Genomic DNA, 16,425 nt, shown 5'->3' on the forward strand with positions numbered 1-16,425 from the left:
CGCGTTGCCATGGCTCGGCCTGAACAGAGCACGGTTCAAAGGCGGGAAACCGGCTTGATCCGGCCATTCTAAGCCGGGGCAAGTCGAAAGACAAAATCCGAACCGCGCCCAGCCGCCGCATGGCGAGGTGATCAGGGCGTTACTCTTCGTTCTTTGCGTCGCCGCGGGCGAAGATGCTGGCTACGTAATTGAGCACGTCGGTCGCGCTCTGCTCGTTGTAGCCGAAGTACTTGATCAGCCGCTGCTTGACCACGTCGATCTTCGCCTGGGTCTCGTCATCGACCACGCCGCTGACGACGTTCTTGAGTTTGATCGTGTCGCGCTGATCTTCGAACAACTTCAGCTCCAGCGCCTTGTGCAGCCGGGCGTTCGTATGATATTCGAACTTCTTGCCGTCCAGCGACAACGCCCCGATGTAGTTCATGATCTCCTGACGGAAATCATCCTTGCGACTGTCGGGGATGTCGATCTTCTCTTCGATGGACCGCATCAGCCGTTCGTCGGGCTCCTCGTCGCGGCCGGTGTACTTGTTGCGCACCTTCTCGCGCTGCGTGTAAGCGCGAACGTTCTCAATGTAGTTCGCCGCGAGCCGCTTGATGGCATCCTCGTCGGCGCTGATGGCACGCTGCACCTCGGCCTTGAGGATGTCCTCGTACTCCTCGCGCACGACGCTCAACAGCTCACGGTAGGACTTCTTCAATTCTTCATCGGAGATGAGAGAATGATGCGACAAGCCGCTCTCCAGTTCGTTCATCACCATGAACGGGTTGATTCCCTTCTCCTGGATCGCCTGATCGCTCACGAGCGCATTGGAAATCTTGTCCTGAATATAGCGCGGGCTGATGCCCTGCATCCCCTCGCGCCGAGCCTCTTCTATCAGTTCCTTCACCGAATCCTCGGTATAGCCCGGTATGCTCTTGCCGCTGTACAGCTTCAGCTTCTGCATCCGGGTCAGCCCGGCCTTCTTGGGTTCTTCCAGACGCGTCAGCACGGCCCACATGGCAGCCACCTCGATCGTATGCGGGGCGATGTGAATGCCGCGGATGCGTTCCTTGTTGAAGTCCTTGTTATAAATTTTGACTTCCTCATCCAGGATGCAGTTGTACGGCACGTCGATCTTGATCGTGCGATCGCGAAACGCCTCCATCAACTCGTTGTTCTGGAGCTTCTTGTACTCCGGTTCATTCGTGTGCCCGATGATGACCTCGTCGATGTGCGTCTGGGCGAACTTCTTGGGCTTGATGACGTGTTCCTGCGACGCCCCGAGCAGGTCGTACAAAAACGCGACATCCAGCTTCAGCACTTCGATGAACTCGATCAGCCCGCGATTGGCCACGTTCAACTCGCCGTCGAAGTTGAACGCGCGCGGGTCGCTGTCGCTGCCGTACTCGGCGATCTTGCGATAGTTGATGTCGCCCGTCAGTTCGGTGCTGTCCTGGTTCTTCTCGTCCTTCGGCTGGAACGTTCCGATGCCCTTGCGGTCCTTCTCGCTCAAGATCAGTCGCTTGACCACGACGTGATCCATGACCTTCTTCCAGTCGCCGTTGTATTGCTTGAGCAACTCGGCATACGTGCGGCGGCAGAACGGATCGAGGTCGCCCTCAACGATGACGCGCTGCTCGGGCGGCAGGTTCTCGTTGATCATCGCCAGCACATCGCGCCGCACGTCCCGCGGGATCAGCTTGAGCGGCTCCTCGTGCATCGGGCACTCGACCAGGTCGAACCCTCCGTCCTCGCGCGGCAGCTTCCACGCGAACGTATACATCGCGCCCTCGTCGGTGCGAGAGTAATGCTCCAGTCCCTTCTTGAGCAATCGACAGATTGTCGATTTCGCCGAACCGACCGGACCGTGCAGCAGCAGAATGCGACGCTCCGTGCCGTACCCCTGTGCGGCCGACTTGAAGAAGTCCACCAGCTGCATCAGCGGACGCTCCAACCCGAAGATCGCGTCATCGCCATTGCCGATCGGATCGGAGAAAAACTTGTACCGCACCATGTCCTGGCGGAACTTCGTGTACCGCTCGGAGCCGTACAGCATGATCATGTCGTAGATGCGCTGGAACGCATTGCGCGCCACACGCGGGTTCTTCGTCACCAGGTCCAGGTACTGATCAAACGTTCCCTCCCAGTGCTCGTGCTTGAAGCTCTCGGTGTCCAGACGCTTTTCGACGAGGTCGAGGATCGACTGCTTATTCACCATGGACCTGACTCCCGCTGCGGTTCTCAACCAACTCCGAGGACAATGAACCGACTCATTTGCCTGGGCGCCATCGCCGGAGCCGCTTACTGTCTGGACCCCGCGCTCCCGCGATAGTTTGATCGACGCCGGTCCCGGCCGACTGCCACTACAAATAAACGGCCTCGCCCCCCACACATATTATTGGACCATCCAAAACAAGTCCAGCAGGAACTGTACGAAATGCTCGCGCCGACCACGCCGGACGATCAAGTAGCCGCGCGCTGACGGGGACGCGTGCCGCCAAGCCGGTGCGTTCAAAGCAGAGTGGTCCGCAGCGCGCGAGCGTTCCGCGCGCGGACAGGATGCGCGCGGAAATTCGTCGCTATCGTCACACGAAGTCCTAATTTGAAGGAGCGGAGCGAACTCGCATCAGGCCAGCCACTGGCTTAGCGTGTGAAACGCCTGCACGACGGGCTGGCTCGTGCTGTTGCCCGCATCCTGGAGCGACAGGAAAAAGGCGCCAACAATCGCGTCCATCAGGCCGAGGATCGACGTCTGCACGCCTGTCAGGAATGCGTTGCGCACTTCGGGATCGCAGCTCGACAGGTTGAACTGCATCACAAGGCCGCCGGCGAGAAACGTAAGCCATTTCTTCGAAGTCAACATCCGGTGAGCGAAGGTGCCAAAGGGCTTCTTCGTGGGCGTCATGTCGTGTGCTCCTGTATAGCCGGCGAGGCCGCCAACATCTTATCGGCAGGACCGCCAACCGCCGAGTTCGGCGGACCTGACCGGTCCGGGGGCGGACCCGCCCCCCATCCGTTTACACATCGGACGTATCGAGGTAGCGGATTAGCAAGCAATTACAGGCTCGCTCGGGGCCAAATTATGAAACGGCCCAGGCGGCGATCGCGTCCATCCCATCCATGACCCGGGGACATACCTGTCGCAGCAGCGATTCCGAGAGCGGCTGCTCATCCGGAATGCCCTGAACGGCACGCAGCGCCTCGGCGCCGTCAAAGTCCACAAAGGCGAGGCGGGCCGCGAGGCAGTTTCGTGACCGGCCGAACGCCGCGCCCGGCAGCGTCGCCACGCCCGCCCGCTCCAGCAGGTCGGTGCAAAGCGTGCGGCCGTCGGTGATTCCTCTCGCTGCCAGTTTATCGGCCAGCGGCGAAAAGTCCGGGAAGAGGTAGAACGCGCCGTCGGGCTGGTGAACGGCGATGCCCGCGCGGCGAAGCGTCGCGACGGAATAAGACGCCAGTGCCTCGAGCACGCGTCGGGCCTTGGATAGATAGGACTGAATGGTCGGACCGCCGTTGAAGGCGTGAACGGCCGCATGCTGGATCGGCGCGCTGACCGTCGTAAACGTTTCGCTGGCCACTGATGCCATTGCGTGGCACAACCAGTCGAGGTCCGGCGGGAATGAGAACGTGCCCAGTCGCCAGCCGCCCGCGCCGCACCACTTGGAAAGCCCGCTGCTGATGATCGTGCCCTCGGGGTAGTACCGTGCGATCGACGCATGCTGTCCGCGAAAGTGCAATTGGCCGTAAATCTCGTCCGACAGCACGATGACTTCGTAGCGACGCAAGACCTCCGCCAGCGCCTTCAACTCCTCCTGCGTGTACGACACGCCGGTCGGATTGCTCGGATAATTCAGAATCAGCAGGCGCGGCCGGCGATCGTCGTTTACCCGGCTTAGCGCATCCTTCAGGCGGTCGGCGGTCAGTTTCCACTGGGTTTCGTACGTCGTGTGAATCATGCTGATGCGGCGGCCGATGATCCGCGCCTGCGGCAGATAAGACACCCAACAGGGCGTGGGGAGGATGATCTCGCCGTAATAGACAAGCTGAACGATGAACATCAGCTCCTTCGAGCCGGGGCCGACCAGCAGCAGTTCGGGGTGGGCCTCGACGCCGTCGTTCCGCTGATGAAACGACGCGACGGCCTCGCGCAGAGCGGGCAGCCCCTTCACGGGGAGGTAATCCTTCTGCGCCGCCGCTTCGCGCAGCCCCGCGACGACCGGCTCCGGCACGGGAAAGGGCGACTGCCCCAGGCCGAAGTCGAAGACCTCTTTCCCCTCGGCTCGCAGCGCTCGGCAGCGATCCTTGATCGCGAGCGTGGCGGACTGCGACATGCCGCGGACGTTGAGATTGAGGCTGACGAGCTTTTGGATGTTCATCGGCCGCATAATTGTACGTCCGCGTGAGAGGCCGTGCGAGTACGGATTACTCCGGCCCGGCGTTGACTTCGAACTCCGACTCCGGCGCGAAGCGGACGGCGCCGCCGTCAAACGCAGGCTCCAGGGCGTCGAGCCAATAGGCCTCATCGTTGCGTTTGTAGATCATCACGCGGCCGCGGTTGGAGCCGTCCTTCGCGCGCTGGTAGCGCGTGTAGATGTGCTGATCGGTGACGGCGAGGATTTCGACTTTGCCGGTTTCGTGAGACATGACAAACCGCGCCCGTCGCGCCAGGCCCGATCCGTAGCGCAGCGCTTCGCGGAAGATGAACCAGCCCTGCACGATGGGGATTTCGTACGGTTCGTTCCCCGCCGTGGGGCGGCCCTGGAAGAGGTAATACGGCGGACAACCGACCCACGAGAGCTTGCGATACATGTCGGCCAGCACCATCGGATCGTCGTTGATGCCCTTGATGAGCGGACACTGGTTCACGCAGATGACGCCGCAGCGAATAAATGCGTCGATTCCGCGCACGGCGTCGTCGGTCAGCTCGCGCGGATGGTCGAAATGCGCCATGAGGTAAATGCGCTTGAACGGCGTGGAATGCTCGCTGAAAAGCTTTTGCAGCTCCGGATCGCCGAGCATGCGCCAGGGGTCGAAGGCGGGCATCTTCGAGCCGATACGGATGATCTGCACGTGGGGGATGGCGCGCAGGGCCTCGATGATTTCGCGCAGGCGACGCGTGCTCATGATGAGCGGGTCGCCTCCCGTGAGCAGCACGTTGGTCACTTCGGGATGCGCCGCGATGTAGGCGATTCCCTGGGAGACATCCTTGGTGACTTCCTCGTTGTCATCCATGAACAACCGCTTGCGGAAGCAGTAGCGGCAGTAGGCGCCGCAGACTTCGTTGCACAGCAGCAGAACCGTGTCGGGGTACTTGTGCTGCACACCCCGGGCAACGGTGACGGCCGCTTCGTTGCTGGCGTCGAGCTTGCCCCAGTCGTTGAGTTCCTCGGCGCGAGGAATAATCAGTTGCTTGATGGGGTCGTTGGGATCGTCCCAGTTGATGAGGCCGAGATAGTAATCATTCGCGCGGAAGATGTACTTTTCGGCGACCTTTTTGAGCAATTCGCGCTGATCGGCCGGGATGTTCGCGATCTGGTCGATCTTGTTGATGAATTTCGTGCGCCGGGTCGGCGCGGCGTCATCGGATGGCGTGACCGTGAGTGAGACCATGGGCGGTTCCTCCGGTGAGTACGACCGTATGGCTGGACGGACAAACTGACGAACGCTTATGCAATCAGGCGTGAATGAGCGGCGGCCTCGCCGCTGGGAGCCACGTGCAGCACGGCTCCGCGCCTGATAAACACCATCACGCCGCTTCGGAAATAGAAGCGGACAACCGAATGGTAGCGCGTGACGTAGCCCCCGTCAACGGAATTTGCGTTTTTTTCCCGCGCGCCGCGGAACCGGGCGCGCGACGCCATGGCGGGACAAATATAGAAGATCGTCTTGTTATAACGACTGACTCCACATCGCCGCGTTACGGCGCCGTCAACAGGTTCGAGAAACCCTGCACGTCCCCGCCGTTGAGCAGCGTATCGGTGTTGAGGTCGCCCCGGCTCGTGCTGCAGAACGGGTAGGCCGCCGCGTAGGCCGCGGGATCCAGCTGCGCAAGCACGAACGGATCAACGTCGTCGAGGTTGACCAGTCCGTCGCAGTTCATGTCACCCAGAATGACGGGAATGCGGGCGAAGAATACGCGCACGGAAATATCGCCGTTGATGCCGACGACCATGTCGTCCCACCCGTCACCGTTGATGTCGCCGAACGCAATGGCGTTGCCAGTCGACGTGTCGTCATAGGTGTACGCCGGGGTATTGCTCAACACGCCGTTCGTGTTCAGGTAGATGTGTGCGCGGCCCGTGCTGAACTGAAACTCGGCCAGGTCCTGATCGCCGTCGCGGTCCACGTCGACAAACTTCATATCCTGCGGCTGCGTCGAGAAAGGTGGAGCAGCCGTCCAGGTCTGGTTCAAAACGCCCCCGGTGTTGGTGTACAGGATCATGGGAGAGCGGCCGACGGCAAGATCGAGGTCATTGTCGCCGTCCACGTCGGCCCAGGCCGTGCCGCGGTCGCCCCCGGTGTAGCCCGACTGCCAGACCGGAACGGTTTGAAGCACGCCATTCACGTTTTTGTAGACGGCAGTCTGGAAATTGACCCACTTGCCCACGGCGAGGTCCTCCCAGCCGTCGCCGTCGAGGTCGCCGAACGACGGGCCGCTGGAGATCGCCTCCTCGTCGGACTGCCAGAACGGCGACGTCTCCAGCACCCCGCCGTTGTTGCGATAGCCAAGCATGCGGCGATACGGATTGGGCGAGACACCCTGGTTGGACGTGAACGCATCAAGGTCGCCGTCGTGATCGAAGTCGAACAACGCCACGCCCGTGGTCCAGGTCGATGGGGATGGCGTCGCGATCCAGCCGGCCGTCGTACTCGGCCCGGTCGCGCTGCCAAAATAAATCCGAGACGGCGAGAACGTACTGCCGCCGTCCGCGGAGAACACATCGGGGTAGCCGTCCAGATTGATGTCGCCCACCGCGAGATCGCTGGTGTGAACCTGGCTGCCCGAGATCCACGACGGAGTGGCTTCCAGCGTTCCGCCGATGTTGTAGTAAATCAAATTGGTCCACTCGGGATAAGGTGGAAAACTCTGGGACGTGTAGCACCCGACAAGCAGATCCTTCTTGCCGTCGTTGTTCACGTCTGCCACGAGTACGGCACTCACCTGCCGCCGGAGGTTGTTGTTCCAGTCCGACGTCGTGAGGTACGGTACACCGTTGTACCGGAACGAGGCGCCCTCCGTCTCGCCGGCCGCGTCGGGCAGCTCCACGCGAACACGTCCGTCCTTCGAGATTTCGACGCGCGAAGCTGCCAATCGGGTCGTGCGGGCTTCTTCCGCGATGGCGGAGCTGGCCGCGAGATAAACGGTGACCGTTAGCGTTAACGCAACTTGAAATCTCGTGAGCATGGCGTCTTTCTCCTTTGCTGCCGAACTCGTTCAGGGGTGGGGGTCGGTCCCGGCAACAGCAAGGACATTATAACGGAATTCTTGAAGAATTGTGCGGTAAGGGGATCTTAACCGAACAGGTGGGACATGGCGTCCACGAGATCGTGAATATGCCGGCCCACCATCCACATGGGGACAACGAGCAGGCCGATTCCGAGCAGGACGAGACAGGCGCCCATGGTGGACGGTAGCTGTGCGACTTGGCGGATCCGGGCGGCAAGCCCCTGGGCCAGTGCATCCACCAGCGCTTCATCAGGCGGCTGCGTGTCGACGGCGATTGAGACATTTCGCAACAGTCCAAAACTGTGCAATTGCAGAGTGAGCCGACCGTCTCGGCTTCGCCAGGTTCGACCGCGCCATCGTCCCGAAAGTTCCATTGAATACAGGGTCTGATCGAGCAATTGCATGCAGCGGGCTTCGCTGATGTTGTAAACGACGAACCCCGCATTCCGTGATGGAAGCAGATGCCAGAACACAATCGCCGCGACGACGAATCCCACGACGAGCAGCCAGGCGGTATGTCCCCGCGCCAGATTCGGCACGGGCCAGAGCAGCACGGGAACCAGCACGGACGTAAGCGCGACAAAATCGGCGCGGGCTGTGATCAGGTGCGGTCGAGCGTGGGAGTTGACCAGCCCCAGCGCAAGGAGATAAACGGCAATCGGGGCAATGTTGCCCACGAGCATGAGAACATCAACAGGTTGGTAGCTCGCGAAGTTCATAAGCGCTCGCGCCGCCAGGCAACCTCTGGAGGCGCCAGCGCCGCACTACCCAATTCTATCATATCGGCGAGAGCAATTCCGCACCCGCTGAACAACCGGGTGAGGGACCGGCTGAAACACAGGTAGATCGAATTCCGGTCCTGGGGACCCAATCGAATTAATCCCGGAGATGGTCGGGGGCGGGGCGGTCGACGTGATCGCCCATCGGCGCGACCTTTCGATAACCCAGATACTTGATCACTTCCAGGACTTCGGTCCAGGTCGGGAAGGGGCGACGATTGGCGCGTTTGTATTCGTCCATGGCGAGGACGAATTCGAGCTGCTCGTTTGACATTTCGCCTTCTTCGGCGCTGCGGCGCGAGTCGGACCGCCGCCGACCGGGTCCGCGACGGCGCTCCAATCCGCTTCGGCGCTCCACCGCGGAGCGGCGTTCGGTCGTTCCGCGGCGTTCGGTCGCCTCGCTCGCTTGATCGTCTTGCGGCGTATCAGGTTTGGTCATCACCGCCACCTTCACCGCATCGCCCGCAGCAAGAGGATCCATCGGCATCGCTCCAAATAGGCGGGTGTCTGCCCCGGATACCTTGCTGCCTGACGGCTCAATGGCCGGGAACCCGTCGCGGCCTTTATCGACTAAAGGTCGTCGTCAGTTCCGAATTCTTCTACTTCGTCATCGTCGTCGTCACCAAAATCGTCATCGTCGTCGTCAAAATCATCCGTATCGTCGTCGTCTTCATCCTCGTCGTCATCGACGTCCGAAAAGTCATCGTCGTCCGAGTTTTCCAGGTTGAGCGCCAAATACTCCGACGCCTCGATAAAGCGATCGCTGGGCACCATCACGGCGATGCCGCAGGCTTTGTCGGAGGGCTTTCCTTCGACCTGGGCGTGGATCCCCTGGCCGCGCAGCAGTTCGCAACAGTGCGTCGCTTCACCCATGGTTCGGGCGTACATGACTTCCACGAGCGCGGCGGATTCCGGCGCACTCGGCGCACTCAAACTGCTCATTGATTCGTCCACCATAGCGAGCGTACTCCTCCAGCGATGATCGCGCGGACTCCGTGCCACGGATCATGTTTCAAGTTGGTTGTGACTTTAAGGTGACCGCACCTGAGAATGCTCGACTCAACGTCGCCAACACGCTATCGACTCGCCGGCTGATTCGCAAGCAGGACATCCGCATCACCGATGCCCGTTCCGAGCGCCGACTTCATTTGCTTCGCACGCATGTCCCCGAACGCGACCCGGGATGAGAAACCCGATCTGGTCACGTTCCCACCCCCAGCACTCCTCGCATTCTGCGATGCCGCCCGAGTCCATGTCAAGCGATTCCAATGGCCCGGAGCGGGGAATATTTTGCCGGCTCGGTTACGATCCGAAAAGCCCCTCTTTGGGAGGTCAAGCCAAGCCGGGCCTGCCCTCCTCCCAAGCCGTCGAGGCAAACAAAAAGGCCCGCTGAATCGCTTCAGCGGGCCGGTTCGAACTGCTTAAAACGTCGTGGCCGGGGGAACCTTGCCGGCCCGGCACGGTGGCTCAAGACGCTACTCCGGAAGCACGGTCACCGGACGCTCGCTCTGCCGTTTGGCGGCTTCCTGGAAAAAGAACAGGAAATCGCTGAACCGCATGCCGCCGACGGTGTACTGGGCTTCCAACGCCTTGTCGATCCGCTTCTTGACGTCCGACAGGTGTGCCTCGGTCGTATCGTCGAGCTTGGCGGTCTTGAGCGTCTTGCCGATCTTGTCGGACAGCTTGGCCACGCACCGCCGCGCGATGGCATTGGCATCGGCCGGCACCGTACCGTCGGGATCGGTCAGGATAAGATTCATGAGCATCTCCAGGTGATTGCGCTGGAGGTTTCGCCGGAAGCTGTTGATGAACGGCTTGCGGTCGGTGCCCTCTCGGTCGCCCTCGTTCAGCTCCGACCAGATTTCGTTGGTGAGACGAGTCAGGTGTTCTGAAAGCGTGTACACCTCCTGGTCGTCCTCGAACTTCACCTGGTTGTCGTGGATGCGATTGACCGTGAACGGATTCATCAGCGTCATGAGAATCCCGTACTGGTTCGCGGCGACCACGTCGTGGATGTTGAACTCCACCTGGAAGTCAAAATCGTCGCTGCCCCAGTGGTTCTCGCGACCCGGCCCCAGCAGGGCCAGCAGCTTGGGGTCAAACAAGTAGGCGTCCTCCGCGAACACATGCTTGCAGACGAACTCCAGCGCCTCACGCTGCTTGGCGCCGTCGACCACTTCGATCGGCTTGCGGCACTTTGGATCGCCCTTGCGGTCGCGATTGATCACCTGGCCGCCGACGAACCGGGCGACGTAACTCGTGACGTTTGCCTTCTCGCTGAGGATACGCGTGAAAGCACGGCGCAGCCGGCTGTATGACTCGCCATCCTTGACCGACCACTCCGTGATGTCCGACATCAGGTTGTTGGTCAGGTCCATCTGCCACTGGGCGTACTTCATCACGTCGCGGCCCATGTCGTAGCGATTGCTGTAGGGATCCGGCGAGATGAACGACATGGTGTCCTCGTCGGTGCCGTAATCCAGGCCGGCTTCCGCGACGCGGCTCGCGATCTTGGTGAGCATCTCCTCTTCGCTTTTGTACGGCGCGCCGACCGGGCGATAGCCATACTCAATGGCCCAGTAGTCGTACGGGCCGATGGTGCGCGTGACGAAGTTCGGCTGCTTCTTGCCGCGAACCGCAACGATCGCCGGGTTGTAATCCATCACGGATCCGACATTGGCCTCGCCGGCCGCGGTGTTGGCTTCGATCTCTTCCATGGGCAGCCAGGCGCTGGCCTTGAAGTTGTGACGCAAACCGAGGCAGTGGCCAACCTCGTGCATCACGATTTCCTTGATGATCTGCCCGATGAAATCCTCATCGGTGCGACCCAGGCCCTTGGCTTCCATCGCGATGCCGGCGAACTCCAACTGATACGCCATGCCCGCAGCACACTCACAAACGGGGCGGCCGCGCTTGAACATGTGCGCCATCAGGTGATTGCGAAACTCCTCATCGGGGTCATTCTGGAGTTTCACGTTCGGGAGCAGTTTTTCGATCGGGCTGCGATAAAGCCATTGCGGATTGGAGCGGAAAAACTCCTGCACCACCGGCTCGAACGGTCGCCACGACGTGTCGCCGCCGCTTAGCCGCTGATACGACGCGACGTAGGCGCGGGCCATGGAATCATCGAACACGATGTCCGCGTCGAAGATCTGCCCGGTAAGCGGGTGATCGCGCGACGGGCCCATGGCGAAGGCGCGACCGGTGACAATCCAGCGGAAGAAGTTGTAGCGCACGTCTTCGGGGTCGAGGTCCTTCGTGGACGGGTCGTAGTCCTCCTGCTGCTTGACTTCAATCGCATCCAAGAACCCGCAGGCCTGGTAGGCCTTGTTCCATTCGAGAATGCCCTCTTTGACCCAGCGGCGATACTTGAGGGGGACCGTCTTCTCGATGTACCAGACGATCGGATTCTTCGGGGCCGAAAGCTCCGCCGAGGGGTCGCGCTTTTCTAGGTGCCAGCGGTTGATGTAGCGGTTGAACAACGTCTTCGAATCGTGCGGCTTGGTCCAGTCTTTGCGCACGGTCATGAAGTAACCAATTCGCGGGTCGGCCACGCGCGGCTTGTAGGCGGCGGCCGAATCGGGAATTTTCGAGATGCTGTAGTGCATCAGATTTCGCCGGCCGCCATCGCGCTGCATCAGGGCGAGGTCGACCTCGAGCTCGACGTTCTGCGGCATGGGTTTGAACTTGACCCATTTGCTTAACGCGGGGTTGACGTTGCCGCCGCCCCAGCCGCCGATGCCGGAGAAGTCGCCCTTCATCAGCGCGTCGAGATCGATGACGCAATCCCCGCCCTTCATCGTGATGATGGGAACCGTTTTGAGGATCTCGTCGCCGCCGTAGCTGCGTTTGATCACGTCGCTGACTTCGTTGCTGCCCTCAACGTAGCGGGGATCGACGCGCATTAAGACAAGCATCTTATCCATGCGATCGAAATACGCCAGGAAGTGGTCCAGTTGGAAGCCCGTGGCCACCGGCCCGCCCGCCATGCTCGAGGCGATCAGGAATTGCGACTTCGGCCCGATCATGCCGCCGGGGATCACGGCGCGCAGCGAATCCGTTTTCTTGTTGTGCCAAAGAGCAAAGAACGGAGGCTCGCTCGTGGGGACTTCCGCGTAGTCCTTCATGACCTCTTCGAATGGCGGGAAGTCGGGTTTGTCGGCCTTGGGCTTGTCGGGTGAAGGTGGCGCGCCGGGCGGTTGCGCGCCGGGCGGGGCCGCGAACGTGACCGAGCAGGCCGCCGCGACGAAGGTCGCGAACATCGCCGTTAGAGTGGATCGTTTCATCGTCATGAAGTTCTCCTTTGCGGAATGAGTAAGGGACTGCGCGCAACGCGAACCGACCGCGGCCGCGGACCATCCCATACGGATCGCCGCTTCGTCGAGGACGGCCAGCAACAGCGTTGTTCCACCCCGGGGGGCGTTGCCAAATCAAAGAGTTTACCGTGAACCAAGCCGGGTTCTCACGCGGGCCGCGCGGGTTTCTCCCCCGGCACGAGAAACTCTTCGACCGAACTGAAAGCTGGGGTTGCGGAGGAATCGCGCAGGAAATTTTTGCAGCTTTCCATTCAGCATCGCAGAGACGGGCTCGGGTTATCGTGCGGCCAGTTGCGCCTAACTAACGCATATACAGACGGTTAAGGTTGTACGGTCCTGTGAATTTCGTAGCCGTTTGAGACGCTGTATCCGGGCATTTCAATGCTGCGAAACAGGGTCGTTCCAACGGAACCCTGTTTGACACCGCTTGGCGAATCGTGCTAGGTTCCCCCGCCGTTGTGGCGGGAAGCCGTCGTTTCCAAAGCGTTTTAACGGGATTTGCTAGTTCCACGGCGACGGACCCGCTGGCAGGAGTCGGCCTTTGGATGGGAGTGGGATCGTTCAGTCCGAGTGGCTGGACGTCGATATAGCCGCGTGGGGGCGGCAGGCTGGACCACGCGACGAGGTGAGCAATTCCCTGTCCGCAGGCACTTGGCTGTTAAAGAGCACACTTAAACCATGACAGAGAAACCCGCCAAGAAGAAATCCCCCAGCCGGTCGGCAAAAGAGACCGACAATCCGGGCGCGTCCGCAGGCGGCAAGTCGCTAGTGATTGTCGAGTCTCCGGCCAAGGCGCGAACGATCAACAAGTACCTGGGCAACAAGTACATTGTCCGCGCGAGCAAAGGGCACGTTCGAGACCTGCCCGCGCATCGCTACGGGATCGACCCCGGCCGGAACTTCGAGCCAACGTACGAGATTCTTCCAAGTCACGAAAAGACAGTCGAAGAGTTGCGGAAGCTGTCGCGCGATGCGGACGAGGTTTATCTCGCGACCGACCTTGACCGCGAGGGCGAAGCGATTGCGTGGCACCTCGCCAACGCGCTCGACCTTCCGGAAGACAAGCGCCGCCGCGTCATCTTCAATGAGATTACCAAGAGCGCGATTCAGGAGGCGTTCAAGAAGCCGCACGCGATCGACATGGCGAAGGTCGATGCGCAGCAGGCACGGCGAATTCTGGATCGCGTCGTGGGCTATGAACTGTCGCCGCTACTTTGGAAAAAAATCGCGAAGGGACTATCGGCCGGACGGGTGCAGTCGGTGGCTGTGCGATTGATCGTCAATCGCGAGGACGAAATTCGCGCGTTCGAACCACAGGAATACTGGGCGCTGGATGGCGCCTTCTGCGGCGACCCGGCGAAAGTCAAGGCGCTGCTGCCCGAATGGAAGAAGTTCCTGGAGACGGGCGGGGAAGCAGGCGGACTGCCCACTCAAAAAGACATGATGGCGTGGCTGGGCGAGCATGGTGGATTTCAGGCCAGCCTCGCCGAGTTAAACGGCAAGCCGTGGAAGCCGGAAGGCAAACTGGCCAAGAAGCCCAAGGCTGGTGCGAAGGTTGTCGCGCCGCTGACCGGTGCGACGGCTTCCGAACTGGCCGCTCGGTATACATATGAATTCACCAGCGCGCAGGGGCAGGCGCAGCCGCTTGTCGAGGCGCTGGGTTACCAGGTCCGCGAAGTCAAGGCGACCGAGTTCGAAGAATACGGTCATCTGGGGCTGAAACGAATCGAGCTGGTCGGCGGATTGGACATCGGCCAGGCACCGAAGTTCATTGTGAAGAACGTCGAGACGAAGCGATCGCGCACGCGGCCATCGGCTCCCTTCACGACGGCCTCACTCCAGCAAGCGGCGGCGAATCAGTTGCGATTTCCGACTTCCAAGACGATGAAAATTGCCCAGGCGCTCTACGAGGGCGTGGACATCAAGACCGGTGAGGGCAACGTCGGTCTGATCACCTACATGCGAACCGATTCCACGAATCTGTCCCGGGAGTCGGTCGAGGCCGCCCGCGACTACATCGGCAAGACGTTCGGAGGGGAGTACCTGCCCGAAAAGCCTAACGTTTACGAGACCAGCGCCAAGCGCGCACAGGAAGCCCACGAGGCCATTCGCCCGACCGATGTCACACGGTCCCCCCACGTGCTGCGGGGCCATCTGTCGGACGAGCAGCATAAGTTGTATACATTGATCTGGAATCGGTTCGTCGCCTGTCAAATGACGGCGGCCGAGTGGGATTCCACGACCGTGTCGATCGTCGCGATGACGTCCGCGGGCGAGGCGACCTTCAAGGCCAGCGGGCGCGTGCTGGTGTTTGACGGGCATTACAAGGTGACGGGCGTGCCCAAGAGCAGCGAGGATCAGTTGCTGCCGCCGCTGGAGATCGGACAGGAAGTCGGCCCATTGTCGCTGCATCCGGCGCAGAAGTTCACCGCGCCGCCGCCGCGGTACACCGAAGCGTCGCTGGTGAAGACGCTGGAAGCGGAAGGCATCGGCCGCCCCAGCACCTACGCCGCCATCATCAAGACGATTCAGGATCGCGGCTACGTGGAGCAGGAGGATCGCCGGTTTTACCCGACGGCTCGCGGCGAGCTGGTGACGCGCCGACTGGTCGATCATTTCCCGAAGATCATGGACGTGCGTTTCACGAGCCACATCGAGGAGGACCTCGACAAGATCGAAGAACGGGAGATGGAATGGCATGACGTCCTCCACGAGTTTTACGATCCGTTCAAGGAAGCGCTGGCCAAGGCCCATGAGGACATGGAGGCGGTTCGCGCCGAGGCAAGCGAGTACACCTGTAACCTGTGCGGCAAGCCGATGGTCTATCGCCTCGGGCGCAACGGTCGATTTCTGTCCTGCACGGGCTATCCCGACTGCACGAATGCGAAAAATGTCGATCGCGACGGAAAAGCGATCGAGCCGATCCAGGGAGCCGCGCCGTGCGAGGCATGCGGCAAGCCGATGATCCTTCGCAAGAGTCGCACAGGCTATTTCCTGGGTTGCACGGGTTACCCGGAATGCACGAACACGACGCCGAGCAACGAGCGCGGCGAAGCACTGCGCCGGGTGAAGCCCGAGGAGCTGAAGCAGCCGTGTCCCGAGTGCGGAGGCGAAATGACGATCCGCTTCGCGCGCGGACGTGCGTTCTTCGGTTGCAGCAAGTATCCCGAGTGCAAGGCGACCGCGCCGGCGCCCGACGACGTCTTCATTGAGAAGCCCAAGCCGGAAGAAGCCGGAGCGCGCTGCGACAAGTGCGGCCGGCCCATGGTGATTCGCAAGAGCCGTCGCGGCCCGTTTCTATCGTGCAGCGGGTTCCCGCGGTGTCGCAACGCGATGCCGATGGAGAAGCTGGATCACTTGAAGGACTTGGAAGCAAAGGGCGAGATCCCCGAAGCGCCGAAGGAGGTGCCGGCCGGCGGAAAGCAGGGCAAGGCGGCCGGTCGCGCGGCCCGTGCCAAGTCCGGCGGCAAGGCGAAGCGCCTGACGAAGGAAGAAGTCGCCGCCCTGGGGCCTCCGCCGACGGGTTTCGCATGGACGCTGACGGGCCGGCCCGTGGTGGAAGAATGGCCGGAAGGATCGCTGACGTGTTTCGAATGCGGCGGGGAGATGTCGCTTCGGCAGGGACGATTCGGGCCGTTCTATTCGTGTGCGAAATGTCGGGCGTCGGCGAATCTGCGCGGCGACGCCAAGAAACGGGCCGAGGCTGAATCGCCCCAGCAGGAGCGCGCCAAGCCGATTGAGACGGATGTAAAATGCCCCGATTGCGGCAAGAAGATGCTGCTTCGCCTGGGCCGCACGGGCCGATTCCTCGGATGCAGCGGCTATCCCAAGTGCAAGAAGACGATGGAAGCCCCGGCCGGGTTGCTGCGCGAAGTCGCGGAACTGGCGGAGACGTAAACCATAA

Annotated in this window: 10 protein-coding genes; 1 reads left to right on the forward strand and 9 read right to left on the reverse strand. The window is 61.3% G+C overall.

Annotated elements, in window-relative coordinates:
• Positions 1 to 139: 139 nt before the first annotated feature.
• The 9 genes from HRU71_02575 to HRU71_02615 all read right to left on the reverse strand — a co-directional run bounded on the left by HRU71_02575 (position 140) and on the right by HRU71_02615 (position 12,497).
• Positions 140 to 2,200, reverse strand: a complete 2,061-nt coding sequence (locus tag HRU71_02575; protein ID QOJ02433.1) for a serine protein kinase — start codon at positions 2,198 to 2,200, stop codon at positions 140 to 142.
• A gap of 408 nt (positions 2,201 to 2,608) precedes the next feature.
• The gene (locus HRU71_02580) at positions 2,609 to 2,887 is read right to left on the reverse strand and encodes a hypothetical protein (GenBank protein ID QOJ02434.1); all 279 of its coding nucleotides are present in this window, start codon (positions 2,885 to 2,887) and stop codon (positions 2,609 to 2,611) included.
• A gap of 175 nt (positions 2,888 to 3,062) precedes the next feature.
• Positions 3,063 to 4,364, reverse strand: coding sequence for an aminotransferase class I/II-fold pyridoxal phosphate-dependent enzyme (locus HRU71_02585; protein ID QOJ02435.1), 1,302 nt, complete (start codon positions 4,362 to 4,364; stop codon positions 3,063 to 3,065).
• A 37-nt stretch (positions 4,365 to 4,401) separates the two neighbouring features.
• Positions 4,402 to 5,589, reverse strand: coding sequence for a 4Fe-4S cluster-binding domain-containing protein (locus HRU71_02590; protein QOJ02436.1), 1,188 nt, complete (start codon positions 5,587 to 5,589; stop codon positions 4,402 to 4,404).
• 307 nt (positions 5,590 to 5,896) lie between these two features.
• Positions 5,897 to 7,384, reverse strand: coding sequence for a VCBS repeat-containing protein (locus HRU71_02595; protein ID QOJ02437.1), 1,488 nt, complete (start codon positions 7,382 to 7,384; stop codon positions 5,897 to 5,899).
• A gap of 107 nt (positions 7,385 to 7,491) precedes the next feature.
• Complete coding sequence (locus tag HRU71_02600) at positions 7,492 to 8,145, reverse strand: hypothetical protein (protein ID QOJ02438.1); 654 nt, start codon at positions 8,143 to 8,145, stop codon at positions 7,492 to 7,494.
• Positions 8,146 to 8,302: 157 nt separating this feature from the next.
• Positions 8,303 to 8,686: a hypothetical protein gene (locus HRU71_02605; protein QOJ02439.1), complete on the reverse strand. Its 384-nt coding sequence runs from the start codon at positions 8,684 to 8,686 to the stop codon at positions 8,303 to 8,305.
• 89 nt (positions 8,687 to 8,775) lie between these two features.
• Positions 8,776 to 9,162, reverse strand: coding sequence for a hypothetical protein (locus HRU71_02610; protein QOJ02440.1), 387 nt, complete (start codon positions 9,160 to 9,162; stop codon positions 8,776 to 8,778).
• Between the two features lie 518 nt (positions 9,163 to 9,680).
• Entirely contained in the window at positions 9,681 to 12,497 is a 2,817-nt protein-coding gene (locus HRU71_02615; protein ID QOJ02441.1) for a zinc-dependent metalloprotease, read from the reverse strand.
• Positions 12,498 to 13,199: 702 nt separating this feature from the next.
• Between HRU71_02615 and topA the strand changes: the two genes are divergently transcribed.
• Complete coding sequence (gene topA, locus HRU71_02620; protein QOJ02442.1) at positions 13,200 to 16,418, forward strand: type I DNA topoisomerase; 3,219 nt, start codon at positions 13,200 to 13,202, stop codon at positions 16,416 to 16,418.
• The last annotated feature ends 7 nt before the right edge of the window (positions 16,419 to 16,425 follow it).

The sequence above is a fragment of the Planctomycetia bacterium genome (assembly GCA_015200345.1).
Taxonomy (GTDB): domain Bacteria; phylum Planctomycetota; class Phycisphaerae; order UBA1845; family UTPLA1; genus PLA3.

What these genes read in the sequence shown, in the direction of transcription:
- HRU71_02575 (QOJ02433.1), bottom strand. Translation starts at nt 2,200, where the DNA reads ATGGTGAATAAGCAGTCGATCCTCGACCTCGTCGAAAAGCGTCTGGAC.
- HRU71_02580 (QOJ02434.1), bottom strand. Translation starts at nt 2,887, where the DNA reads ATGACGCCCACGAAGAAGCCCTTTGGCACCTTCGCTCACCGGATGTTG.
- HRU71_02585 (QOJ02435.1), bottom strand. Translation starts at nt 4,364, where the DNA reads ATGCGGCCGATGAACATCCAAAAGCTCGTCAGCCTCAATCTCAACGTC.
- HRU71_02590 (QOJ02436.1), bottom strand. Translation starts at nt 5,589, where the DNA reads ATGGTCTCACTCACGGTCACGCCATCCGATGACGCCGCGCCGACCCGG.
- HRU71_02595 (QOJ02437.1), bottom strand. Translation starts at nt 7,384, where the DNA reads ATGCTCACGAGATTTCAAGTTGCGTTAACGCTAACGGTCACCGTTTAT.
- HRU71_02600 (QOJ02438.1), bottom strand. Translation starts at nt 8,145, where the DNA reads ATGAACTTCGCGAGCTACCAACCTGTTGATGTTCTCATGCTCGTGGGC.
- HRU71_02605 (QOJ02439.1), bottom strand. Translation starts at nt 8,686, where the DNA reads ATGGATCCTCTTGCTGCGGGCGATGCGGTGAAGGTGGCGGTGATGACC.
- HRU71_02610 (QOJ02440.1), bottom strand. Translation starts at nt 9,162, where the DNA reads ATGGTGGACGAATCAATGAGCAGTTTGAGTGCGCCGAGTGCGCCGGAA.
- HRU71_02615 (QOJ02441.1), bottom strand. Translation starts at nt 12,497, where the DNA reads ATGACGATGAAACGATCCACTCTAACGGCGATGTTCGCGACCTTCGTC.
- topA (QOJ02442.1), top strand. Translation starts at nt 13,200, where the DNA reads ATGACAGAGAAACCCGCCAAGAAGAAATCCCCCAGCCGGTCGGCAAAA.